This window comes from Nostoc sp. ChiQUE01b (assembly GCF_034531255.1).
Classification (GTDB): domain Bacteria; phylum Cyanobacteriota; class Cyanobacteriia; order Cyanobacteriales; family Nostocaceae; genus Nostoc.
Map to the genome: position 1 here is coordinate 47,143 of NZ_JAVRBM010000039.1, position 24,766 is coordinate 71,908.

At 43.2% G+C, this 24,766-nt stretch carries 18 protein-coding genes and 1 pseudogene; 10 read left to right on the forward strand and 9 right to left on the reverse strand.

Features of this window, described 5'->3' with window-relative positions:
• Window positions 1-16 precede the first annotated feature (16 nt).
• On the forward strand, window positions 17-424 hold the full coding sequence (locus RMY63_RS23595; protein WP_322731039.1) for a VOC family protein: 408 nt from the start codon (window positions 17-19) through the stop codon (window positions 422-424).
• 308 nt (window positions 425-732) lie between these two features.
• On the opposite strand, the gene RMY63_RS23600 is transcribed toward RMY63_RS23595, so the two are convergent.
• Entirely contained in the window at window positions 733-1,173 is a 441-nt protein-coding gene (locus tag RMY63_RS23600; RefSeq protein WP_322731040.1) for a hypothetical protein, read from the reverse strand.
• 35 nt (window positions 1,174-1,208) lie between these two features.
• Window positions 1,209-1,442, reverse strand: a pseudogene (locus RMY63_RS23605) (hypothetical protein); the annotation flags it as partial.
• Between RMY63_RS23605 and RMY63_RS23610 the strand changes: the two are divergent.
• The 3 genes from RMY63_RS23610 (at window position 1,378) to sppA (ending at window position 4,682) form a co-directional block, all read left to right on the forward strand.
• A complete protein-coding gene (locus RMY63_RS23610; protein ID WP_322731041.1) occupies window positions 1,378-1,566 on the forward strand; it encodes a hypothetical protein in 189 nt (62 codons plus the stop codon). The pseudogene RMY63_RS23605 and the gene RMY63_RS23610 sit on opposite strands and share 65 nt — an antisense overlap.
• A gap of 12 nt (window positions 1,567-1,578) precedes the next feature.
• Window positions 1,579-2,649, forward strand: coding sequence for a type 2 isopentenyl-diphosphate Delta-isomerase (fni, locus tag RMY63_RS23615; protein ID WP_322731042.1), 1,071 nt, complete (start codon window positions 1,579-1,581; stop codon window positions 2,647-2,649).
• 197 nt (window positions 2,650-2,846) lie between these two features.
• Window positions 2,847-4,682: a signal peptide peptidase SppA gene (sppA, locus tag RMY63_RS23620; protein WP_322731043.1), complete on the forward strand. Its 1,836-nt coding sequence runs from the start codon at window positions 2,847-2,849 to the stop codon at window positions 4,680-4,682.
• A gap of 75 nt (window positions 4,683-4,757) precedes the next feature.
• Here the strand turns inward: sppA and RMY63_RS23625 are convergent, their stop codons facing one another.
• The 6 genes from RMY63_RS23625 to rtcA all read right to left on the reverse strand — a co-directional run bounded on the left by RMY63_RS23625 (window position 4,758) and on the right by rtcA (window position 16,718).
• On the reverse strand, window positions 4,758-5,315 hold the full coding sequence (locus tag RMY63_RS23625) for an HPP family protein (protein WP_322731044.1): 558 nt from the start codon (window positions 5,313-5,315) through the stop codon (window positions 4,758-4,760).
• 460 nt (window positions 5,316-5,775) lie between these two features.
• Window positions 5,776-10,059 (reverse strand): ATP-binding protein, encoded by a 4,284-nt coding sequence (locus tag RMY63_RS23630; RefSeq protein WP_322731045.1) that lies wholly within the window; start codon window positions 10,057-10,059, stop codon window positions 5,776-5,778.
• A 677-nt stretch (window positions 10,060-10,736) separates the two neighbouring features.
• On the reverse strand, window positions 10,737-13,160 hold the full coding sequence (locus RMY63_RS23635) for an EF-hand domain-containing protein (protein ID WP_322731046.1): 2,424 nt from the start codon (window positions 13,158-13,160) through the stop codon (window positions 10,737-10,739).
• Window positions 13,161-13,836: 676 nt separating this feature from the next.
• A complete protein-coding gene (locus RMY63_RS23640) occupies window positions 13,837-14,919 on the reverse strand; it encodes a toll/interleukin-1 receptor domain-containing protein (protein ID WP_322731047.1) in 1,083 nt (360 codons plus the stop codon).
• A gap of 110 nt (window positions 14,920-15,029) precedes the next feature.
• The gene (locus tag RMY63_RS23645; protein ID WP_322731048.1) at window positions 15,030-15,500 is read right to left on the reverse strand and encodes a toll/interleukin-1 receptor domain-containing protein; all 471 of its coding nucleotides are present in this window, start codon (window positions 15,498-15,500) and stop codon (window positions 15,030-15,032) included.
• 171 nt (window positions 15,501-15,671) lie between these two features.
• A complete protein-coding gene (gene rtcA, locus RMY63_RS23650; protein ID WP_322731049.1) occupies window positions 15,672-16,718 on the reverse strand; it encodes an RNA 3'-terminal phosphate cyclase in 1,047 nt (348 codons plus the stop codon).
• 559 nt (window positions 16,719-17,277) lie between these two features.
• Between rtcA and RMY63_RS23655 the strand changes: the two genes are divergently transcribed.
• The 6 genes from RMY63_RS23655 to RMY63_RS23680 all read left to right on the forward strand — a co-directional run bounded on the left by RMY63_RS23655 (window position 17,278) and on the right by RMY63_RS23680 (window position 23,997).
• Window positions 17,278-17,439, forward strand: coding sequence for a hypothetical protein (locus RMY63_RS23655; RefSeq protein WP_322731050.1), 162 nt, complete (start codon window positions 17,278-17,280; stop codon window positions 17,437-17,439).
• Window positions 17,440-17,442: 3 nt separating this feature from the next.
• The gene (locus RMY63_RS23660; RefSeq protein ID WP_322731051.1) at window positions 17,443-18,936 is read left to right on the forward strand and encodes a sensor histidine kinase; all 1,494 of its coding nucleotides are present in this window, start codon (window positions 17,443-17,445) and stop codon (window positions 18,934-18,936) included.
• Window positions 18,937-18,951: 15 nt separating this feature from the next.
• Window positions 18,952-19,380 carry a response regulator gene (locus tag RMY63_RS23665; protein WP_322731052.1) on the forward strand — a complete coding sequence of 143 codons (429 nt, stop codon included), beginning with the start codon at window positions 18,952-18,954 and terminating at the stop codon, window positions 19,378-19,380.
• Between the two features lie 156 nt (window positions 19,381-19,536).
• Window positions 19,537-20,574 carry a sensor histidine kinase gene (locus RMY63_RS23670; protein ID WP_322731053.1) on the forward strand — a complete coding sequence of 346 codons (1,038 nt, stop codon included), beginning with the start codon at window positions 19,537-19,539 and terminating at the stop codon, window positions 20,572-20,574.
• Window positions 20,575-20,595: 21 nt separating this feature from the next.
• Window positions 20,596-23,067: an EAL domain-containing protein gene (locus tag RMY63_RS23675; protein WP_322731054.1), complete on the forward strand. Its 2,472-nt coding sequence runs from the start codon at window positions 20,596-20,598 to the stop codon at window positions 23,065-23,067.
• A gap of 312 nt (window positions 23,068-23,379) precedes the next feature.
• Window positions 23,380-23,997 carry a class I SAM-dependent methyltransferase gene (locus tag RMY63_RS23680; protein WP_322731055.1) on the forward strand — a complete coding sequence of 206 codons (618 nt, stop codon included), beginning with the start codon at window positions 23,380-23,382 and terminating at the stop codon, window positions 23,995-23,997.
• Window positions 23,998-24,118: 121 nt separating this feature from the next.
• Here the strand turns inward: RMY63_RS23680 and RMY63_RS23685 are convergent, their stop codons facing one another.
• On the reverse strand, window positions 24,119-24,616 hold the full coding sequence (locus RMY63_RS23685) for a GNAT family N-acetyltransferase (RefSeq protein WP_322731056.1): 498 nt from the start codon (window positions 24,614-24,616) through the stop codon (window positions 24,119-24,121).
• Window positions 24,617-24,766 lie beyond the last annotated feature (150 nt).

The window sequence follows — 24,766 nt, forward strand, 5'->3', positions numbered from 1 at the left end:
TTCAAAAGAAAAACCCATGAGTACTCAAATTTTTGTTAATCTGCCAGTTCAAAACCTCAATCAATCGATCGAGTTCTTTACTCAACTCGGCTTTGAGTTTAATCCTCAATTCACTGACGAAACTGCCACCTGTATGATTGTGTCCGAAAACATTTTCGTCATGCTCTTGACCCATGATAAGTTTAAGACGTTTACTCCCAAAGAAATTTGTGATGCCACAAAAAGCACAGAAGTGCTTGTGTGTTTATCTTTTGATAGCCGAGAACAAGTCGATGAAATAGTCCGCAAGGCTGTCGCCGCTGGTGGAACAACCTACAATGAACCGCAAGATCACGATTTTATGTATGGACATGGATTTGCTGACTTAGATGGCCACATTTGGGAGATTATCTACATGGAGCCAAGCGCAATAAATCAAGGTTGAAAATTTCATGTTTGAGGAATTATAGCAGTTCCGATTCAGATGTAGTACAACGTCATATAGCAATCCTATCTGATTTGTGAAAATTCCCGGTGTCCAGATACCCGACTTCTTTGAGAAATCGGGTATCTAACTTTTCACGAATAATTTAGGATTGCTATATCGCATCTGAATGGGAACCGCTATAGCTGTAATACACAAATGCAAATACTCTTATAGCAAAGTGCTGAGTGCTGAGTAGAAACTCAGTATTATTAAAAGTTTCAGCAACCAACATAGTCCTAATTTATGCTTCGACTACTATACCTTTTTCAAATAGCTCTTTGCCGCACATGTCGCCCATCAAACCCTTGCTTAATCCAACTCAGACATTCATATTCAGATTTGAATAACTTAGGAGCTGCAATATTATTCAATAACTCTGGTGGGTAATGGTCATAAAAATATTTGTCTCCTTCTTGGAAGATGATAATCAAATTGTTCCGATAAATATAGCGAAACTTAAAACTATCCCCCCGATGAACAAACTCGAAATTTTGATCGATATGCTCTTTAGCAATATCAATGATGTTACTAACGTCACTTCCATAGATTTCTGCTGGATTTTCTGCTTTATGAAATTTGCTTCTGTGCCCAATTTCAGATAGTATTTTATACGAATAAATTTCGTAATTATCCGCCTTACCAAAAACAAATGGAATGATGAGATATCCTTTATATGAGACTGATTTTTCATAAAGAAGACGACTCATCTCAACCTCCTTTTGTGGAATTGCTTTGAAAAAATTCACTTTAACAGAAAACTACGACAACACCAATTATCTACTAAATACGATCGCCATAAACTGAGCTGATTAGGGGGATGTTCAAGGTTATTCCAAGGTAGGGGTGGAACTAGTGTACCACTTTGTTCTAATAGCTGTTGGAAGTGACGGGCTGTGCTGGGCGTAGACACGTTGGCAAAGCCTCTCGTAGAGAAGCGGCTTGTCGCTAGACATCGCGCTTCTATTGGACAATGGACACCTGAAATTGAACAAGCGATCGCCCAAATCAAGCAAGCCTTTCCAGAGTATTCTGTTGATATAGAAGTAGAACCAAATGGAGGTGCATATGTAACAATAGCGATCGCAAGCCAATACTTTTAGCCATACCCACCAGTGAACGCCTCTACCAATATCTCTGCACAAACTCAGAATCGCAAAGCCGATCACATTCGCATCTGCTTAGAAGAAGACGTTCAGTGCGATCAAATCACCAATGGATTAGAACGTTATCGTTTCACCCATTCTTGCTTACCCGAACTCAACTACAACGATATTGATATCAGTACAACTTTTCTGGGAAAAAACCTTGACGCACCCTTGTTAATTTCTTCCATGACGGGCGGAACAGAACAAGCCGCGATTATTAACCAACGTTTGGCCCAAGTCGCACAACACTACAAAATTGCAATGGGTGTCGGTTCCCAGCGAGTAGCGGTAGAAAAACCCCAGGTGGCTGATACTTTTGCTGTCCGCAAGTATGCCCCTGATGTTCTACTACTTGCAAACTTGGGAGCTGTGCAACTTAACTACAAGTACGGCTTAGATGAATGTTTGCGCGTAATTGATATTTTAGAAGCTGATGCTTTGATTTTACACATTAACCCTTTACAAGAGTGCATTCAACCCAAAGGTGATACTAATTTTCGGGGTTTGCTTGACAAAATTTCTATATTATGCTCAAAATTGCCAGTACCAGTAATTGCAAAGGAAGTTGGTAACGGCATTTCCGCAGCGATCGCCGAGAAACTGATCGCCGCTGGGGTAGCAGCAATTGATGTCGCGGGTGCGGGAGGTACTTCTTGGGCAAAAGTAGAAAGCGAACGGGCAGAAAATCCCCTGCAACGTCGCTTAGGGAGGACGTTTGCCGATTGGGGTTTACCGACGGCAGAGTGCATTACAACTATTAGAGCGATGTCTACGACGGGCTACGCCTACGCCAAAGATGTGCCCTTAATTGCTTCAGGAGGTTTGCGTCATGGATTGGATGTTGCAGCTGCGATCGCCTTGGGAGCAGATATAGCTGGTTTAGCAATGCCTTTCTTGCAAGCAGCAGCAACATCAGAGACAGCAGTAGCTGAACTTGCTGAGGTATTAATCGCTGAAATCACCACAGTCTTATTCTGCACTGGCAATGCTACCTTGTATCAGTTAAAGCACTCTGGCAGTTTACAGCGCATAGAATAAGTAAATAGGTCATTTGTCATTTGTAAATGCCCCTCAAGAGTGCCCAGTTATGAGTGCTGTTAGCGGATAGCTAAGGTTTAGCCCGTGCTGAGTGGGGAATCTCACTTTTTACTCAGAATTCGGAACTGGCTCAATGCCGCGCTACCACTAACGGAACTGTTTTGCCCCATACCCAATAACTAATAACTAAATAACTAATGCGTAATTTTATCAAACAAACTTTTGCTAGTTTAGTTGGCACCTTACTAGGACTAATTATTTTCGCTGGTCTAGGAACTACTGGACTGTTCTTGCTGATATTGGCTGCTAGCTCGTCAAAAGATACTGGGCCTTATGTGAAAAATAAGTCAGTGTTGGTTTTTGACTTGTCAATGAAAATTACTGATAGCGAACCTAGTTCAGGCGAACTGTTTCAAAACACAATATCAGGTGTGGATGAAGATAGAATGGCTCTCCGCAAAGTTGTGGAAACTCTGGAAAAGGCGCGGCGCGATCCGCGCATTGTCGGAATCTATGTGGATGCAACGAACACAAGCCAAACTGCTAACGTCGGCTATGCCTCTCTTAAAGAAATTCGGAAAGCGCTAGAGGAGTTTCGGGCTGCGGGGAAAAAGATTGTTGCTTATGGCAGTGATTGGAGTGAAAAGGAATATTACGTTAGTTCAGTGGCAGATTCCATTGTCCTTAATCCTCTGGGAATGATGGAAATCAACGGTTTGAGTTCACAACCAATGTTCTTAGCAGGAGCATTGCAGAAATATGGTATTGGCGTTCAAGTCGTGCGAGTCGGGAAATTTAAAGGGGCAGTTGAACCGTTTATTCTCACAAAATTGAGTCCAGAAAACCGCGAACAAACTCAGAAATTGTTGGATGATGTTTGGGGAGAGTGGCGCACTGCTGTCGGCGCAAGTCGGAAAATTGAACCCGATAAATTGCAAGCGATCGCCGATAATCAATCCTCACTAGAAGCCACACAAGCCAAAACTAGAGGTTTAGTCGATCGAGTACAATACCCCGATGAAGTTGTCGCTGACCTGAAAAAGTTGACAAATAGCGATAAAGAAGACAAAACATTCCGACAAATTAGCCTGAATAGCTACGCACAAGTTTCTGGTAAATCTCTAGGTGTAGAACGTAACTCCAAAAATCAAATCGCCGTTGTTTATGCTGAGGGCGAGATTGTCGATGGTAAAGGAGAAGATGGGCAAGTAGGAGGCGATCGCTTTGCCAAAATTTTCAACAAGCTGCGACAAGATAAAGATGTAAAGGCTGTTGTATTACGAATTAATAGTCCTGGTGGTAGCGCTACCGCAGCCGAAGTGATGCAGCGAGAAGTGAAATTAACTCGTGAGGTAAAACCAGTTGTAGTGTCAATGGGTGATGTCGCTGCCTCTGGTGGTTATTGGATTGCTAGCGACTCTAATCGCATTTTTGCAGAACCAAATACCATTACAGGTTCTATAGGGGTGTTTGGCATCTTATTTAATGGGGAAAAGCTGGCCAGTAATAATGGTATTACTTGGGATTCAGTGAAAACCGCACGCTATGCTGATAGTCAAACAGTTTCGCGTCCGAAATCGCCTCAAGAGTTAGAAATTTATCAGCGCAGTGTTAACCGTATTTATAATATGTTTCTGAATAAAGTTTCTCAAGGTCGCAAACTCCCAGAACAAAAAGTAGCAGAAATTGCCCAAGGAAGGGTTTGGTCGGGTGAAGCGGCCAAAGAAATTGGTTTGGTGGATGAAATTGGTGGATTGAATACTGCGATCGCATACACTGCCAAGCAGGCGAAACTAGGAGAAGACTGGGAAGTGCAAGAATATCCTCGCACTAGCAGCTTCGGAGAACGCTTTTTTGGTCGGGCAACAGAAGAGGCACGGACTGCTTTAGGGATTGAAGCGGCGCAACTTAAATCAGCCAATCCTCTCATCACTGAATTCCAAAAATTGCAACAGGAAGTAGAGATTTTGCAAAAGATGAACGATCCACAGGGGGTTTATGCCCGCTTGCCTTTCAACTTGAAGATTGAGTAATTTTTTGTAGGGGCAATTCATGAATTGCCCCTACATTTTGTACTTGATACGATTAATTTTTCTCTAGAGACAATGTTATAACCAGTGCTTTGGATACGTCCTTTCTGCTGCTAAATTATTAAAGATCACAGCGCATAGCACTAGAATCATCGATCCCTCAAAGGCAGGTGTTAGCAGAAATTGCCAATCCGGTTTCGTCATCATAACGACTAATGCAACAGCACCCGAAGGTGGGTGTACAGTTCCGGTAAACTGCATAATTGCGATCGCACTAGAAACAGCCATTCCCATTGCCAAGGGAGAGGAACCGAGAAAATGCAGAATTATCAGACTCACTATAGCAGCTAAAAGATTACCCCCAATGACATTACGAGGTTGAGCCAAAGGACTGTCAGGGACACCAAAGATCAAGACACTTGTAGCACCAAAAGGAGCCATCAGCAAAGGAGAATTAGTTTTGACAGCAAGGTAGGACGTTGCTGTGATGGCTAAAAAACTACCGATCCAACTCCAAAAAACATGCCGATGATGAGGTTTTTCTATTGGACAGGTTAGCGGACACGAGCGCCATCTACCAAAGGTTTTAAACCAATAATTTTGCCACTTCAACCGAACTTTTTTACTATCGATCATGAATCAACCACTCGATACTCATGACTCCTTGAATTGACTGAGCAAGGCTTTGCTTAAGTTACAATAACATGACATTTACGAAAAAAATCTCTAAAAAGTATCTAAATACACAGATTTTTTTGTTTTATTGAAGTTTTGCCTAAATAGGCTAATTTGAACAGCGAGGCGGATGAGTTGGCCTTGCCAAGGTCGTAATCAGGAAAACGCTTTTTTGGGCGGGCAACACAAGAAGCGCAGACTACTTTCGGAATTGAGGAGGCGTAACTCAAACAATCCAATCCCCTCGCTGCTGAATTTCAGAAATTGCAACCCCGAAGTAGAGATTCTGCAAATGAGAGAATCTTCAATTCCATTATTCAAAATTTAAAATCTAAAATTCGGTCAGAATTCAGGAGCAAAGCAAGGAAAGCTCCGCCAAGGCGTCAGAATCAAGACGCGACGCTTGAATGCAACTGAATACTCAGACATTTCTACTTCTACCAATTAGAGTTGCAATTGCCTTGACTAACTCATCTGGTTCGATGGGTTTGGAGAGATGCTTTTGAAAGCCTGATTCAAGTGCTTGTTGCTGATTGATTTCTCCGGCATAAGCAGTTAAAGCGATCGCCGGAATTTGTTTGGCTTGGTTTGCTTGCAATGCTTTAACTTGGCGCATCAGCATATAGCCATCTATCTCTGGCATCCCAATATCACTAAGCAGCATATCTAGTTGTGACTCTGCCAAGACTTGTAGTGCTTCTTTTGCTGATGTCACTGCTGTTACCATTGCTCCAGCCTGTTCTAATACAAATGTGTGGAAGTCACGGGTATCATCGTCATCATCTACAACTAAAATTTGGATGCCTGCAAGAATTTCAGTCGGAGGAGAAGGATTTAATGCAGCAACATCTATGTTTTGTTTTGGAGTTAAATCTTTTTTAATTAGTGGTAGCCTGACTCGGAAAATAGCTCCTTGCCCTTCACCTAAACTTTCTGCCCGAATCGTGCCGCCATGTAATTCGATCAAATGACGAACAATTGCTAACCCTAACCCTAATCCCCCAAATTTTCGGGTTGTCGTGCCATCAGCCTGACGAAAATATTCAAACACATAAGGCAGAAACTCAGGGCTGATTCCCTTACCTGTGTCGCTGACGGTAATCTGAGCTTGAGCGTCAACGCGCTGTAATTGAATATCAATTCTTCCTCCTTCAGGAGTAAATTTAACGGCATTCGATAAGAGATTCCAAATAACTTGTTGTAAACGACCGGAATCACCCAAAACTTGCCCGAAAGAAGCATCCAGCAGCGTCTTAATTTGAATATTTTTAGCTTCTGCTGCCAAACGTACTGTTTCCAATCCCCCCTCAATCACAAATACTAGGTTGACAGGTAACATCTTCAGGTTGAGCTTGCCTTGTAAGATCCGAGAGACATCGAGCAAATCTTCAATTAGTTGAGCTTGTAATTTAGCATTCCGCTCGATAGTTGCGATCGCTTTTTTCAGGGCTATTGGTTCAAACTCACGAGTCTGCAAAAGTCTCGCCCAACCAAGAATCGGATTGAGAGGCGATCGCAATTCATGGGAAAGCACCGCCAGAAACTCATCTTTAATCCGGTTGGCTGTTTCGGCTTCAGTTCTGGCAGCTTGCTCAAGTTCCAAGAGGCGATCGCGTTCGGCTTCTGCGACTTTGCGATCGCTAATATCAATTACTGAGCCGATGTAACCTTTAAACTGACCGTCCACTCCAAACCACGGATTAGCCGCATCGATGCAAGAGCGATATTTGCCGTCTTTGCGCCGCAAGCGGTATTCCAAACGGAAAGCCGAGCAACTCCTATTAGCTTCCAGAAAAACATTCTTAGCATAAATGCTGTCCTCTGGATGCACAGCATTTAACCAGCCAAATCCCAGACCCATTTCCTCGCTCTGACCTGTAAAATCGTACCAGCTTTGACTGAGGTAGGTGCAGTAGCCATTGGGGTCTGTTACCCAAACCATGAAGGGGGCATTGTCAGCCATGTTGCGGAACTTTTCTTCGCTTTCCCGAAGTGCTTTTTCTGCTTGTTTGCGATCGCTAATGTCTGTAACAAAAATGCTGACTCCTTCTGCAAAAGGGTAGATGCGATTCTCAAACCAGCGTTGCCAAGGCGCATAAAAGTATTCAAACTGAACAACGGTGTTTTGTGCGTTCGCCCGATGAACCTCAGTATCAAACTCGCTTTGAACCAGATCGGGAAACACTTCCCAAATGATCTTACCTAGCAACTCTTCCTTGGGGATGCCAACAATTTCTGCTACTTGTTGATTGACAAAGGTATAACGCCACTCTCGATCCAACACAAAGAACTGGTCTTGGATGCCAGCGATGACAGTCTCTAGGTGGGCTTTGGCGACCTCAGCTTCAATTCGCAACCCTTGCTCGCGTTCCATTGCCTCTTGGCGGAGACGAGCCATTTTTAGGGCTGCCTCTACTCGCGCCAACAATTCACGGGCAGAGAAAGGTTTAATCAGATAATCATCAGCCCCCGCTTCTAACCCTTCTACCCGCGCCTCTTCTCCCGCCCGTGCCGACAACAGAATGATTGGAACTTTTTGCGTCAGCGGATCGGCTCGTAATGCTTGCAGCAGTCCAAAGCCATCTAATCCAGGCATCATCACATCTGTCAGTACCAAATCTGGGACACGTCTACGAGCAGAATCCAAAGCAGCTAAACCGTCCGGCACTGATTCCACCTCATACTGCTGACTTAATAGCCGCTTGACATAATCACGCATATCTGTATTGTCGTCAGCCAGGAGAATTCGGGGGGCAGGGGAGGCAGGGGAGGCAGAGGGAGCAGGGGAGGCAGGGGAGGCAGGGGAAGAATCGTATTCTTCTTGAACAATTTCTTCTCCCCCTGCTTCTCTTCTCCCCCTGCTTCCCCTGCTCTCTTCGGGTAGCCACCGCAGGGCTTCTTCTAGATAAGGTGTTGCACCTAATGCAGTTGAAGCTAAAGTTCGCGGGGCACTAATCCGGTCTGGAGGCAAATGAGCATATCCTGTTGGAATTGACACAGTAAAGCAACTGCCTGCTCCGAGAAGACTGGTAACATCAACTGTTCCACCATGCATTTGCACCAATTCTTGCACCAGTGACAATCCAATTCCTGACCCTTCAAAAGTTCGTCCTTGCGCCCCTTTGACGCGGTGGAATCGTTCAAAAAGGTGGGGGATTTCTGCGGCTGGAATACCGATTCCTGTGTCTTTGACTGCAAACTCAATATGGTCATTTGACCACTGCAAACTGACCGCAATTTCTCCAGCCATCGTGAACTTGAAGGCATTCGAGAGCAGGTTAAGAACAATTTTTTCCCACATTTCCCGATCTACATACACTGATGCTGGCAGGGAAGGACAATTGACTGATAACTGCATCCCTGCCCGTTCTACTGCTGAACGAAATACACTAGCTAGTTCTGCGGTGAAGGTGGCAAGGTTGGTGGGTTCATAAGATGCTTCAACCCTTCCGGCTTCAATGCGTGAAAAATCTAGCAAGCTGTTGACCAGTTTCAGCAGCCGAAGTCCGTTGCGTTGCACCATTTCTAGCTGCTCTCGTTCTTTGGCTGGAAGCAGAGTCGCACAAGTGGTTAAGGTGTCCTCTAATGGCCCCAACATCAGAGTAAGTGGGGTACGGAACTCGTGGCTGACGTTGCTGAAAAAGACGGTTTTGGCGCGATCGATTTCTGCCAAGGCTTCAGCGCGTTTGCGTTCTTCCTCATAAGCTTGGGCGTTAGCGATGCTGGCTGCAATTTGAGCCGCAACTAAATCAATGAATCCTTGATAATTGTCGTCGAATAGCCTGTAGGGGTTCAAACCAGCGATTAATATACCAGCTTTTCCGGTTTGACCGGATGGGGCAATGGGTACTGCGATCGCTTGATGGGGCGATCGCTGCCAAACACCACAGGGTAGACTACTAAAAGACACTTCCAAATCGGAAATCAGTTTGGCTTGATGCGTTCTGATCGCTTCCGCAAAGGGCCAAACCCCATCAGCATCGAGAGCCACTGTTTGTGGAACTGCTACGTGGTTTTGCTCGATGCGGCACGTTCCAGCCAGAAAAACTTCCTGCTTATCGGGATCGACCAGATAAATCATGGCGAAAGGGAGATCGTAAGGGTTGCTCTCTAGACAACTCGCACTTAGCGTACAGGCTTGATCAAATGTTCGCGCGTCTGCTGTCCTCGCCGCTAGTTCGCGCAAAAGTGCCAACTGACGCTCACTGATAATCCGCTGCGTGTCGTCTGTGTTAGCGCAGATGATCCCACCTGTGTCGCCCTGGTCATTAGGAACCGGGCTATATGAAAAAGTATAATAGGTTTCTTCTGGGTAGCCATTGCGCTCCATAATTAGCAGCAGCGCTTCGTCGTAAGTCCCCTCATTCTTCAGCATCGCTGATTCAGCTCGAGGCCCAACCTGATCCCAAATTTCCCGCCACACGTAGGAAGCTGGCTGCCCAAATGCTTCTGGATGTTTGCCGCCAATAATAGTTTTATAAGCGTCATTGTAAAGGTTAATCAGTTCCTCGCCCCACCAAACAAACATGGGTTGACGGCAAGTTAGCATAATTCGCACGGCAGTCTTTAAACTCTGTGGCCACTGCTGTGTTGGGCCAAGGGACGTTTTTGACCAATCGTATTCTCGCATCCTAGCACCCATTTCACCTCCACCAATCAGGAAATTTACGTCGGCGTTGCTTGCTAACGTTGACTCGTTCATCATTAATTCCTCTCGATTGGTCATGTGTTGGTTACAGGCTACATCGGCGGTTGTCTGTTAGGAAAAATCCTCTATAAATTAGACCTTTACGCTTCTAAACAGTCATTTTAGAGGATATTCAAAGGCATATACAGCGTGAGATACCAACTCTGTTGTGACTTTTCAAAGCATTGAAATTGCCTTTTCGGGGCAAGTTTCTACTTTGGCTATTTTTATTGTCTCCTTTATATCATCAATATTTCAAGCTACCAAGGGCGATTCGCTAGCCACAAGTGTTTGGCATGCTGTAGGTCAAGCAAACGGGTTTTAATGGGTCGTGCTATAACCATTGGTGTCAATTTAATCTGAAAGCCAGCCTAGAACCAGCTTTGAGATATTGTCTCGTTCCCAGTCGGAGACTGGGAATGCCCCTCATTGAGGCTCCGCCTCCCGAACTCGCAACAGAGCCGCCAGGAGCAGCATTTCTAGCCTCTGGCTGAAAACGAGGTTTTAAAGGAGTTTCAGCTTAAGTTGACACGTATGCGCTATAACTCCCCTCTCTACGAAACTTTGAAGCAGGGGAATTAAAGCATTCTAAGTATTTTAGGACTTACGCACAGGTCACGCAAAATCAAACCACAGAGAACGCAGAGAACACAGAGGAATAAGAGTTAGAGAGCTTTTTTGCGTAAGTCCTATATTTAAATGGTTTCTGTAAACATACCAGTTCGGGCAAACTCTTCTTCTTCAGGGGTAAAGAGTGGAGGTTTATCCACAAGGCTAGGTTCAAAGTAGTATGTTTCTTGCAGAAACTTTCCGCTAAAGACAGCTTCCTCTAAATCTTTGATGTGGTTCTGTGCAACTATACAGGCTTCCTTGAGATTGTTCGCATCGCCTTTCTCTAGTAGCTTTGGCAATTCTGTTTTTACCCCTGTCAGCCGTGCCAATGGCTTAAGAATTCCATAGATGTTGTAGATGCGAGCAGTTTCTATGCTAGTGTATTTGAGTGCATTGGCTCTTGCTAATTCAGAGTCAAGGCTGGGCCAAAAACGGGTGGTGTAGAACGCTTTTTCATCCTTGTGATACCATTCTTCCGATCGCGCAATGGAGGAGGAAACGGTGTTATGCAGTTTCCAGAAGAATAACCGCAGGGAAGAACCATCTACGACGGTGGATAATTTCGCCTCCAATGACACCTCAAAGTCAGTCAGATTGGGATCGCGCCCCAGCACTAGGTACTCTACAGGATACATATCCACTTCCTTATTTTGGACAACATACATATTCAGGTGGTGTCGGCAGTAAGGACAGGGGTACATTGTGGCAAATAGTTGGAAGAAATCTTTGAAGATTGCTACTGCGGCTTTTTGCTGTACATCGGTTTTGGTACACACAATCTCAGCTGTGGTATGGAAGAAGCGCCACACTGCTGGGCCAATGTAGTAGGGGAAGCTGACTCGCATTTGGGAATCCTTCACCTCAGTCCGATCTAGATAGACATCAATGAATGCTACATACTGTGATAGCGCACCTGATTCTCGTCCAAACTCTAGGCGTTCGCGGCGTTTCTGCACTCCATTCAGGTAGTGATGGGTTAACCGCCATGCTTGTTTGAGTATCAATTTCTGTTTGGGAGTGCAATCGGCAAAATTTTCGGCAACATCCGCCCCGTAGCGGTTAAATTCTCCTGAGTTTTTTGTACACTGATACCACTCATCCAAAGCCGCCTCGTCGGGTACGGTGTTACTTTGGATATCTGCTGTGGTAGAAACACTAAACGCTGCCAACAATTTTGGCATAAAGTCTTCATACCAATATGTTACTGGCATGATTGCACCATCTACTTCCTCGGTTGCTTGGGAGAGAATAACGCGGTTCCACTTATTCAAATAGTCTTTTGGATTTCCCGCAGATTTAGTTGGTGGTGGAGCCATTTCTTCGTTCAGTTCTATTCCCCTGAGACGATTAAGTTCGTTAATCGCCAACACACCTTCTACGATGTCACCCAAGCTGAGACTTTTCTTTTTGATCGTAATTGCAAACTCGACTCCAGCTGCAAACTTTTCTTTGACATTAGCAAATTTACTCCGAGCTTCTAAAATCGCTTGCTGTTCTGCCAACATTTCTGGTGTCTTTGCCACTGTTTGCCAGTTTTTGATCCGCTCGTGCAATCGAGCATATTCATCGGCAATTGATTCAACCACTGCATCCAGGACGGGGTAGCAATCCTCGGATACTATACCTAATGCTTTGTACAGTGCGATCGCTTGTTTGACAAACTCCACAAAATCAGTAATTCTATATGGCAAGTTTTTCACCCGCAAATGAGTTTCGTGATTTGCAGAGAAACTTTCACGAAAACTGCGGTAGGCTGCTCCTTGAATCAAACGAAACAAACCAATCTGCATTTGCAAGGGAGACGTACCGCTTTTTTTCTGATTCGGTGAGTTTGGGTGTTGTACTAACTGTTCTCTTAGTTGTGCCAACTCTGGAGTCGTTGCTTCTGGTATCGGCTGGGTGCTGGCTGCTGCGGCCTGATTGGAAGTAGCAACTGTCTTGAGCGAGCTGTTAAGGGAAATCGGTGAGTCTTGATAACCAGTTTTGCTTTCTGACTCCTTTGGTACTAACTGACAGAATTCCTCAAAGTCAATTGAGCCATCGCCATCATGATCTACTTCCTGCAACATCTCTTTCAATTCAGTGTCTGTCAGTCCAAACTGACTCATGACCGTCCGCAACTCAACGGCAGTAATTTGACCGCTACCGTCCTCATCAAAGGCACTGAAGGCTAACTTCAGGCGGCTTTGGCGATCGCCTACTTTCGCGATCATCAACGTTTTAAATTCTTCAAAATCGATAGTGCCTGACAAATCAACGTCAATCTCCTTAATCAAGTCACGCAGTCCCGCTTCCGTGGGATTTTGCCCTAGCGATCGCATTACCTCCCCCAGTTCCTCGGTTGAGATAGATCCGTTGCCGTCTACGTCTAATACTTTGAAAGCTTGCCACAATTTTTCTATTTCTTGTTCATCAATCATGGTTTTGTTCCAATTCCATAATGTGTCACTAATAAATTTATTACCATGTTTTCTAACAGCTACTTCAATGCTGTCTATAGGAATCATATTTGATTTCTGAAATTATCTACGTAGCTGGGGAGTGGGGAGTAGGGAGTAGGGAATAGGGAATCAGGCATCGACAAAGTTCAAACATTCATCGACAAAGCTCAAACGTTCATCGACAAAGTTCAAACATTCATCCACAAAGCTCAAACGTTCATCGATAAAGCTCAGAGGTTTATCCTAGAACATAATTTACTAGATGCAAAAGTCCTATACCCGATTGGGCATAACCACAGCCAACAACAAATATCTCTGTGTCTAATGCCCAATGCCCCATGCACCATGCCCAATTCCCAATCCTTTGTATTTGCGATCGCAAACTAACTTAACCTAAATATATGCCTTTAGCAGAGGTAAATTCAAAAACTATGTTAGATATTTAAGTAAATAGTAAGTATCAAGAAAAACGGAACTCAGTTTTAACCATACTTGCGATCGCTTTGTAAATTTGTCATTTGTTTATTCTGACAACAAATCTGGCTTTACGGGATTGATTGCAAATGCCCCTAGATAAAGTATCAAAAATTTTCTGTCTTTACTTATAAAAGCTCCTTTAGCTTTGCCTCATTTCTAAGAGTTGAAATGAGGCAATTTTCTATGTTGCCATACACCCACGCGTAATTTGTCATCGGGAATAGAGGCAAAGGTTAGTACTGCAAGTATTTAGTCTATCTTAGTACTATTTATTGCAAGTTAAGTTACATTTACGAACTTGCGCTCTCAATTTAATATAAGGCGAATTATTACTAATCTTTTGTAAAGGCTCTACTTTCAGGATGACTATCTTTTCTCCTTTTTTAAGTTTAATAATTGGTTGTGCGGATAAAGATTTTTCCTTCCTTAAATTCACTTCATATTTAACAGTTACTATTGCTCCTGTTGATGGTACGACAGGAGGAGCAATACTAGGAAATTCTTCAGAAGTTGATGGACGAAGAATTAGTTGTTTTCCAGCAGATAAAGCACCTGAAGTATTATTAACCATTCCTATCCATATCCAGCCAGTAGGATTTACTGTTTTTTTTGAATTTGAAGTTGGTTTAGGTGCTGATGAAGGGATCTCTAATAGACCAGGTGGTTCAGAAATGAAGCGTAGAAATATACCACCTAATACAAGCAAAACAACAAGTCTCACAGTGATGTTGCTGACTCTATTCCGGCGACGAGACCTTAATGGTCTAAACAAATATGAAAAGGTCGCTCTTGCCACATATATAAAAGTGTTTCCAGCAGCTTTTGCAACAAGTATCACAATTACCCTAATCCAATGTAGAATTTTTTTAGTAGAAAAAGCAGAATCAGTGAGTTCCTCGGCTACTTCTCGAATACCCGTAGCAATATTTGCAAAAGCTTTATCATAAGGTCTCCATTCAGTTATGGGTCTTTCACCCTTTGGTAAAACTTTGACATTAGGGAATGCGACCTTCCAATAATTATCGACTGGACGAAGCAGAATAGTAATAACACGAGATGTTTTAGCCCTATGCTGTTCCATAGCTTGTTTCGCCAAAACATCCCAGTGATAATCTGAAGCAGTAAATTCTGAACTAATTAGCACTAAAATTATATCGGCCTTCTTTAAATTTGTATCAATCTCACTTTCCCATTCCTTGCCTGGGCTAATCATACCTTTATGCCAATTGTTAATCACACCTTGCCGCTCTAAAGTACTGAGGTGTTCCTCTAATTTTTGCCGCATTTTTTCATCTTGTGCAGAGTCGGAGCAGCAATAAAAAACTTTTATAACTTTGGTATTCTGCATTAGTTTCAGCACCTATTAGTATGAAATCATTATTATTTTTTCATACTATTTTTTGTTTAATTTTTTGATATTTTATTTAGTCTCAATTATGAAGTTAAAACAGTGATTATTTACGATTTTACTGCCAATTCTTTTACAACTAACCGGATACCTTCAGCAACATTTAAAAATGCATCACTACGATTTCCCCACTTCTTAGCAGGTTTACCGCTTTTGGGCAGTGCTTGAAGCCTTCCAAAGGGTGCGCTCTCCCAATCAACAAAGTCGAGAATTATAGGGATAACTCTGGCTTCTTTGGCTTCATGCCGTTCCATTGCCCGTTTGACCTCGACATCCCAGCAATAATCTGAAGCGATAAAATTTGCACTTACAAGCAGCAAAATTATCTGAGATGAATCTAAGTGAGTGTCTATCTCATTCTGCCATTCTTTTCCCGCTCCAATTTTGCGATCATGCCATCCTGTAATCACTCCTTGCCGTTCTAAAAGAGTGAGGTGCTTTTCTAGTTCGTTGCGAAGTTTTTCATCTTCATGAGCATAAGAGTAAAACACTTCAATAGCTTGATCAGGTTGCAATGACATAAGTTGCTTTATGACTCGAATCTCTGAAAGTAGGTTTAAATTTATCAAAGTTGTCTGCTAAAACTTGCAGCTTTTCTTTGGAGTAGAAGGGATCACAAGATTGATTTAAATTTACAGAATAGTTCTTTATAAGACTCTACCATATAGCACTACTAAAGTAATAGCACTTGTTCATCTTTTCAAACTCTTTACCGACACTATTTTATCAGCTTCATCTACTGTTATTTGCGCCAGCCCAAACTGTTCAATTACTGCTGCATTTGTCGTCAAATGCCTACTCACTTCAGCCACTCGATACTGACTTTCTTGTAAAGCTAAAGCAGCTGGCAATAATAACTGATCTGCTAAATGTTCATCCACTGGTGCGTCAGTGTAATGAAACTTAAGCAGTTGCTGACAAGCAATCTCTGCAACTGTTTCCGCCGACAACCGCAAACGCCCAAACCCACCAAAGCCAGTTAAGCTATACTGATACTCAGCAGTTAAAAAAATACCCGCCCCAGGTGCTACGCCTCTTTCTCGCAAGGTCTGTACAGTAACCTTTAAATGGGCTGACCGTAACAAATTCTCCGCACGATTCGCCATCCGTTGGGGAATATGGGAAGGCAATTCCGTCACCACTGCTAGTCCTCGCACCTGTTGTAAATCTCCCCGTTCCAACAAGTTGATCCCAGCGAGTTTACCACCGCCATCCACCTGTAACTCTATCTCTCCCCCACCTTGGGGATACCACCCCCAAGCGCCTAATTTGACTTGGGCTTCTACACCCATGCGTTGCAGTATGGGCAGATAAACTTGCTCAATATACGTCGCTGTCGGGCTAAAATTTACATGAGTTCCACCCTTTAGTGTCACCAGGGAATTGCCAGATGCTAGTGCCAAAGGTAAGAGAATTGTCTGTAAAACTAGAGCGATCGCACCCGCAGAACCACCAAGTTGTGCTTTACTAACATCAAAGGTATAAATTCCAGCTTGCACAGCACTACCTGGGATGAATTCCAGCAGCATTGAACCTAAAGCATCACCTCGTAGTTGGGCATTACAAATTCTCGCCGCAGCCCGAACTGCTGTTAAGTGTTGTGCTGCTAATCCTGGCTTCTTGCGTCCAGCGCGAATGCCTGTAATTCGTATGGGTTCGCCGGTGATGGCGGCTAGGCTTAAGGAAGTGCGAAGAACTTGTCCGCCTCCCTCTCCGTAGGAACCGTCAATTTCAATCATGGGCGATTTTGGGATGTTGGATTTTGGGTTATCCCCACGGCAGTTAAAATCAAACCACAAATTATAAACGCCCAGCAACTAGCTTTTTGGAGAGAGGTTACACAAATATACAGAGAAATTTCTGATATGTGGGAACTCCAAAAAATAAATTATCCAATTTCACGCCCATCAAAACGACTTTTTCTCCCTCTGCTCCCCTGCTTCTTTTGACAAACATTTCGGCTCAATCCCTTAACGATGCTGAATTTTTCAGGTTACTGACAGTACTTTATGTTTATATCTAGTCTATGTACTTATTAATCAATTTAATATCAAGCTAATATGAGTCAAGATTTTTAAGTGCAATTGCTGGTGTTATGTAGCACATTAATATAATTTATGCAAGCGAAAATCTTGTGAAGATAGCTGCGGAAATATACTGAATAATTTAACAAAATTTATTATTTGCCTTCCGATGTCTCAGAAAATATACGCTCACAATCATTAACTAATATGGATATCCTTTATTAGAGCTAATTCGCTCTCAAAGTTAAGAAACTTGGTATCAGTTACTAAAACTATGACGAGTAGTGGGGCTGCTAATCACCCTTTTCTTTCAGAGAGGGGAACGCGTGACGATCCTAACGGCGCTAACGCAGCGATCGCGCAGCCTCTCGTGGAAATGCTGGCTCACCGTTTTTACCACTTTAGTCAGCAGCTACTTTTTCAACTAGGAAGGTAAAAAATGGAACGGGCTATTTACAAAAAGAATATAGGCAGTTTTGTAATAGCAGTCGCAATTATGACTGGTGTTGGCATAATCTCATATCTGAGTTTGCTTCAGTATAGAGAAAACGCTCAATGGGTAACACATACACGCGAGGTGCTTGAAAAGACAAAAGAAGTAATGTCACAGATTAAAGATGCAGAGACTGGACAACGGGGCTATCTTCTCACGGGCAAAGAACGGTATCTGGAACCGTATCGCACTGCAACTAGCGAGATTGCCGAGAAACTTCAGGCTCTGCGCCAATTGACTGCGGACAACCCAAATCAACAGCAGCGGTTCGATCGCCTTGAACCCCTAATTGCTAAAAAACTGGTTTTGATTGAACAGACGATTAACGCTAGGAGCAAAAATTTAGAGTCCGCGCTGCAAATAGTTCAGACAGATCGGGGTCAGCAGATTATGGAGGACATCCGAATCCTGACTACAGCTATGGAGAATGAAGAGAATAAGTTGTTGAAACAGCGATCGATGAAGGCGAACGCCAGCGCTCATCAAACAACTTTGCTGACTATTTTTGGCAGCATTATCGCTTCTGTTATCGTCGGTTTCGCAGCTACGATCACCAATCAGGAACTCGTCAAACGTAAGCGGATGGAAAATTCTTTGCAAAAGGCTCGTGATGAATTAGAAATAGAGGTTAGCAAACGGACTGCTGAACTGAGAAACACTAACGAAGAATTGCAAACTGAAATTAATGAGCGCAAAAAGGCGGAGTCAGAGATTCTGCGTCTGAACGTCCAGCTTGAGCAGCGAGTTGCAGAACGCACAGCACAACTCGAAGCCACTAATAAAGAGATGGAAGCATTTAGTTATTCTGTGTCTCACGATCTGCGGGCCCCCTTGCGGAGCATCGACGGCTTTAGTCAAGCACTTTTAGAAGATTATGCTGACAAGCTGGACGGGCTAGGTCAAAACTACCTCCAACGAGTGCGTGCAGCCACCCAGCGGATGGCACAACTAATCGACGATTTACTGAATCTGTCACGATTGACGCGTAGTGAGATGCGTTACGAAAAAGTCGATCTCAGCGCATTGGTGGAGGCGATCGCAATAGAGTTGCACAAAACCCAACCAGAACGCCAAGTAGAGTTTATCATTACGCCAGGATTGGTTGCTAATGGTGATGCTCATCTGTTACGGATCGTGCTAGAAAACCTGCTGGGTAATGCCTGGAAGTTCACAGGAAAACATCCAAAAGCCCGAATAGAATTTGGGCTTTTACAGCAAGATGACACCCATCTATATTTTGTCCGTGATGATGGCACAGGCTTCGATATGGCCTATATTGACAAACTCTTCGGTGCTTTTCAACGCCTGCACGCCATGACTGAGTTTGAAGGTACTGGCATCGGATTAGCTACTGTGCAGCGCATTGTTCACCGTCATGGTGGCCGTGTCTGGGCCGAGAGCGTAGTGGAGCAAGGCGCAACATTTTACTTTACCCTTTAACTTGAGGAATACAACATGATTTTACTTGTAGAAGACAATCCTGACGATGAAGCGCTAACCCTACGCGCACTTAAGAAAAACAATATTCTGAACGAGGTAGTGGTGGCACGCGATGGGGTGGAAGCTCTAGATTATCTCTTTGGTAAAGGTGTGTACACCGATCGCGACATGAGCGTTATGCCAAATCTCATCCTTCTAGATTTGAAGTTGCCTAAAATGGATGGTCTGGAAGTTTTACGACATCTACGAACCGACGACAGGACAAAAATCCTTCCCGTCGTCATTCTCACCTCGTCCAAAGAGGAGCAAGACTTAATCAATGGTTACAGCTTGGGTGCTAACAGCTATGTTCGGAAACCAGTAGATTTTTCCCAATTCAGTGAAGCGGTGCGACAACTAGGATTGTACTGGTTTGTCTTAAACGAATCACCGCCAAGGGTATAGGCAGGGGGAAAGAAGAATTGTATCAAAGGTCAAGTGCCACGAGATACAAAGTGTCCACGATCAACCCCACGTTTTTAAACGTGGGTTCCAACTGAACCTCCCGCCTCCAAAATATAGATGCAAAGCTGACTTTCTTAATTACGAATTACGAATTACATGAGTATACCACTGCGTGTATTACTTGTTGAGGATTCAGAAGACGACGCTTTGTTGCTGCTGCGTGAACTACAACGTGGTGACTATGAAGTAACCTTTGAACGGATTGATACACCCACAGCCATGAAAGCTGCGATCGCAGGGCAAACATGGGATATCGTTATCTGCGATTATTCTATGCCCACCTTTAGCGCCCCTGCTGCATTGAAGCAGGTTAAGGAAAGTGGACTTGACCTGCCATTCATTATCGTTTCAGGAACTATTGGTGAAGATACCGCAGTCGCCGCTATGAAAGCTGGTGCTCATGACTACATTATTAAAGGCAATCTAGCGCGACTTACCCCTGCTGTTGCCCGCGAGTTGCGTGAGGCACTAGTGAGACGGGAGCGTAAACAAGCAGAGGAGCAGATTAAAGCATCCCTTCAAGAAAAAGAGGTGCTATTGAAAGAAATTCATCACCGGGTAAAAAATAATTTGCAGATTATTTCTAGTCTGCTCAACCTGCAAGCAGACTATCTCAAGGACAATCAAGCCCTTGAGGTATTCAAAGATAGCCAGAACCGGATTGAATCAATGGCTCTGATCCACGAGAAACTATATCAATCTCAAGACTTGGCAAGGATTAATTTTGCCGACTATATCCAAGATTTAGTAACTAATTTATTTTATTCATACAACGTTAATTCCAGCGATATTACCTTGAAAATGAACGTTGAAGAGGTTTTTCTAGCCATTGATGCAGCTATTCCTTGCGGTTTGATTATCAATGAACTTATTTCAAATTCTCTAAAATACGCCTTTCCCCAAACAGAGACGGGAGAAATTTCTATTGACTTTTACTTCGATGAAGTAAACTTATATACACTTTTTATCAGTGATAATGGTGTCGGTTTTGCCCAAGATTTTGACTTTCAAGCTACAGAATCATTAGGTTTACGATTAGTCAAAGGTTTAATACATCAGCTACAAGGCAATATCGATTTTATCAGCAATCAGGGAGTAGAGTATAAAATTATATTTCCAAAGAAAATTTTCTAAATTTAGAAGCTAAAGAAAAACATGAATCCAGTAAATATATTAGTTGTTGAAGATGAATTCATCGTGGCAATGGATATACAAAATCGGCTAAGGAAATTTGGATACACTGTTATGGGGCTTGCTGATTCGGGAGAGGAAGCAATTAAGAAAGCAGCAGATGATTCTGTAGATTTAGTTTTAATGGATATTCACCTCAAAGGAAATATGGACGGTGTGCAGGCCGCTCAGATAATTCATAATCTTTTTAAGATTCCAGTCATATATCTGACTGCTAATGCAGATGAATCAACGTTGAGTCGAGCAAAAGTGACAGAGCCGTTTGGCTACATTCTCAAGCCTTTCAAAGAAAAAGAATTAAAGTTCACAATTGAAATTACCCTTTCTAAACATCAAACTGAAAAAAAATTAAAACAGAATGAACAATGGCTAACTACTGTACTTAAAAGTATTGGAGATGCTGTGATTACTAGCGACGAAGTTGGAAATGTGAATTTTATGAATCCAATTGCGGAGGTACTGACGGGTTGGAATTATGCAGATGCGTTTGGTAAAGAAGCAACAGAAGTATTCAATATTGCTCATGAAGAAACTCGTATAATAATTGAGAGTCCTCTAAAGCAAGTCCTTCAGTCGGGCGTTACTGTCGGTCTACCAGAACAGACGATACTGATTGCTAAAAACGGTACAGAAATCCCAATTGATGATAGTATCGCACCAATTAAAGATGACAATGGTAACATTACGGGTGCAGTTTTGGTCTTTCAGGACATCACCGAACGCAACCAAATTCTGGAGGCATTAGCGCGTCGCCAGCAAGAATTCAAAGCACTAGTTGAAAATGCACCTGATATTATTTCCAGATTTAACCCTCAATTGCGCTACGTTTACATTAATCCAGCTATTGAAAACATTACAGGAATATCAGCCGAAACATTTATTGGCAAAACAAACGCAGAGTTAAATCTGCCGGAAGAATTTTGCCGGATATGCGATCGCAAGCTCCAGCAAGTTTTCCAAACGAAAGAAGAAACGGAGTTTGAATGCAATTTAGCGATCGCCCAGCAAACAAGACATTACCATACCCGTCTTGTGCCTGAATTGGCTAGCGATGGATCAGTATATTTTGTTTTAAGTATCGCTCGTAACATTACTGCTCTCAAACTTGCGGAAGCGCAATTAATTCATGATGCCTTTCACGATATACTAACCGGCCTGCCAAACCGTGCCTTATTTATGGAACGGCTAGAACGTGCGCTCATGCAGACAAAACGACGCGCGAACTATAGATTCGCTGTTCTCTTTCTAGACCTAGATCGCTTCAAAGTTGTCAACGACAGTCTCGGTCATACAATTGGCGACCAACTACTAACTGCCCTTGCTCGGAGATTGGAGAATTGCTTGCGCTCTGGAGACACAGTTGCCCGTATAGGGGGAGATGAGTTTACAATTTTGCTTGACGATCTCCAAAATGCCAATGACGTAACAAGCGTAGTGGAGCGGATACACGAAACTCTGACATCTGCGTTCCAACTCAGTGGGTACGAGGTATTTACCACCGTCAGTATTGGCATCGCCCTGAGCAAGGGTACTTATAACCTACCAGAGGAACTCTTGCGCGACGCTGACATTGCAATGTATCGCGCTAAAGCATTGGGTAAGGCACGCCATGAAATATTTGACTCAACTATGTACACCCAAGTAACGCAGCTATTAGAGTTAGAGATGGATCTACGACGGGCAGTTGAACGCCAGGAGTTTCAGGTTTACTACCAGCCAATTGTTTTATTAGAAACTTACAAAATTATTGGCTTCGAGGCTCTCGTTCGCTGGCAGCACCCGCAACACGGATTAGTATCTCCAGACAGCTTTATTCCCCTAGCAGAAGAAACTGGGCTGATTATCCCTATTGGTTATTGGGTACTAGGCGAGGCTTGTCGGCAGATGCGTGCTTGGCAAGTACAATTTCCTACTGACCCACCCTTGACAATCAGTATAAATCTTTCCACTAAGCAGTTTTCCCAACCCGATCTGATTGAGAAAATTAACCAAATTATCCAAGAGACTGGTTTGGAAAGTGGCAGTTTAAAGCTGGAGATTACCGAAAGCGTACTTATGGAGAATATTCAATTAGCAACTTTTATGCTCTTGCAACTGCAACAGATGAATATCCAATTACACTTAGATGATTTTGGCATCGGCTATTCATCCTTGAGTTACCTGCACCGCTTTCCCAGTAATGCCTTGAAGATCGATCGTTCCTTTATTGCTAAGATTGGTGCTAATGGAGAAAACTTAGAGATTGTTCAAGCGATCGTCACCCTAGCACAGAATCTAAATATAGATGTAATTGCAGAGGGCGTAGAAACACTAGAGCAACTGGCACAACTTAGAGTGATGAAATGCAAATATGCACAGGGATATTTTTTCTCCCAACCCCTCGAGCGCAAGTCGGTAGAAACATTAATTTTATCTGGCATTGAACCTAGATATTAACCAGTCTTTAGCTTCGGTAACTAACCCGACAAAAGCCCGATATTGCAAGCAATTCAGAACCGCTATAGCAATCCGATTTGATGGGCGTGAATTACTCGTAGAGACTAGGGACTCTTTACTGGGGATGGTGGGGCCCCTCTGGGGATAAGGGGTAATGGGGACTCTTAAGAAGGAATAAAGGTGTACTGAGTTTTTTTCACGCAATCAAATATGAGTCCTATATAGTTAATTTGTGTTGTTAACCAAATTCTTGGAGGCGCAGCTAAACTTACCCTCAAAAAGCATCAAGCTTTAAGAAAGCTGCGAAAACTAATGACTGATGACTTTTTCAATCACAAAAAGCTACTTTTTGACCTATGGGCATCAAGTTACGATTGGTTCTTTCCTTCAGTGTTTTATCGAGCCGTTCACCAACGGTTGCTGGAGTACGTCGATTTACCAGAGCCAGCAAATGTACTTGATATAGGCTGTGGTACTGGACGCTTGCTTGAACGCCTTGCTACTCAGTTTCTTGATCTACGAGCTACCGGATTGGATTTATCTGCTAATATGTTGCGGGTAGCAAGACAGAGCACCCGCCACCGTCCACGCTTAATTTATATTGAGGGCAAAGCTGAGTCTATTCCCTTTGCTGATGGTCAATTTGATGCCGTTTTCAGTACTATCAGTTTCTTGCACTATTTGGAACCTAAACAGGTGGTTAGTGAGGTAGCACGGGTACTTTCTCCTGATGGACGTTTTTATTTGGTTGACATTACTTCTAAACAAGAGACAGAACCTCAATTATTGCCAATCTCTCCCCGTGGAATTAGACTCTACAGCCCTAATCAACGTCAACTTCTTGGCTCCTCTGCTGGGCTATTATGTTTGAATCACCATTATTTACTAGGGCCTGTCTTACTAACAATTTTTGCTAAACCTCCAAGTTGAAATAGGGAATGGGGGAGAGTAAAGGGCTGGAAACCTCTTGTATCAAGCCTTGTTCTGCATATCTTAAATTACGAATTACGTAGCTTGCTTCTCGCCAAAGGCGAGTATTACGAATTACGAATTACGAATTAGTCTGACCTTGATATTCCATAAACACCACAGGAACTTTGAGCAGCCTTTTAGCTAACTGCGAGAATCTAAATTTCTCCTTGAGCGTAGATAAGCCTACTGTCTTAGGAAATTGTGGCAAGTCTTCAAAAGATATTGGCACAAAACCAAAGCGACTGTAAAACTGCGCCAATCGTTCACCTAAACATTCAAGATAAAGTGGTTGCGTTGCTGTATTAATCAAATGCTGCGTTAGCAAAGTACCCAAACCGCGACCTCTCCAAGCTGATGCAACGACCAAACTACCAAGTTCTTGTGCCCCTGAGAAATTACGTAGCTGTCCACAAGCTACCAGATTCTCATTGTATTCAATTACCCAAAATTGCTGCCAATTTAATTGGGTTGGGTCGAGTTTCGCTGAAAACACCAGCAATCGAATCGACCACTGATCCCCAGAGGTTGCCTTGCGAAGGACACATCCAGATGGTAACGATAGATTGCTCTGGTTCATTAATGACATTTTGATAGTTTGTATCATAATCATCACACCATACTATTCATTTAGATCCAGTCAGATCGTTTGCTATTTTCTGTCAACTATCAATAAAGCAATTTTAAAAGCGTCTTGGACATCAAACCCGTTCCAAGTTCTCCCTTAACG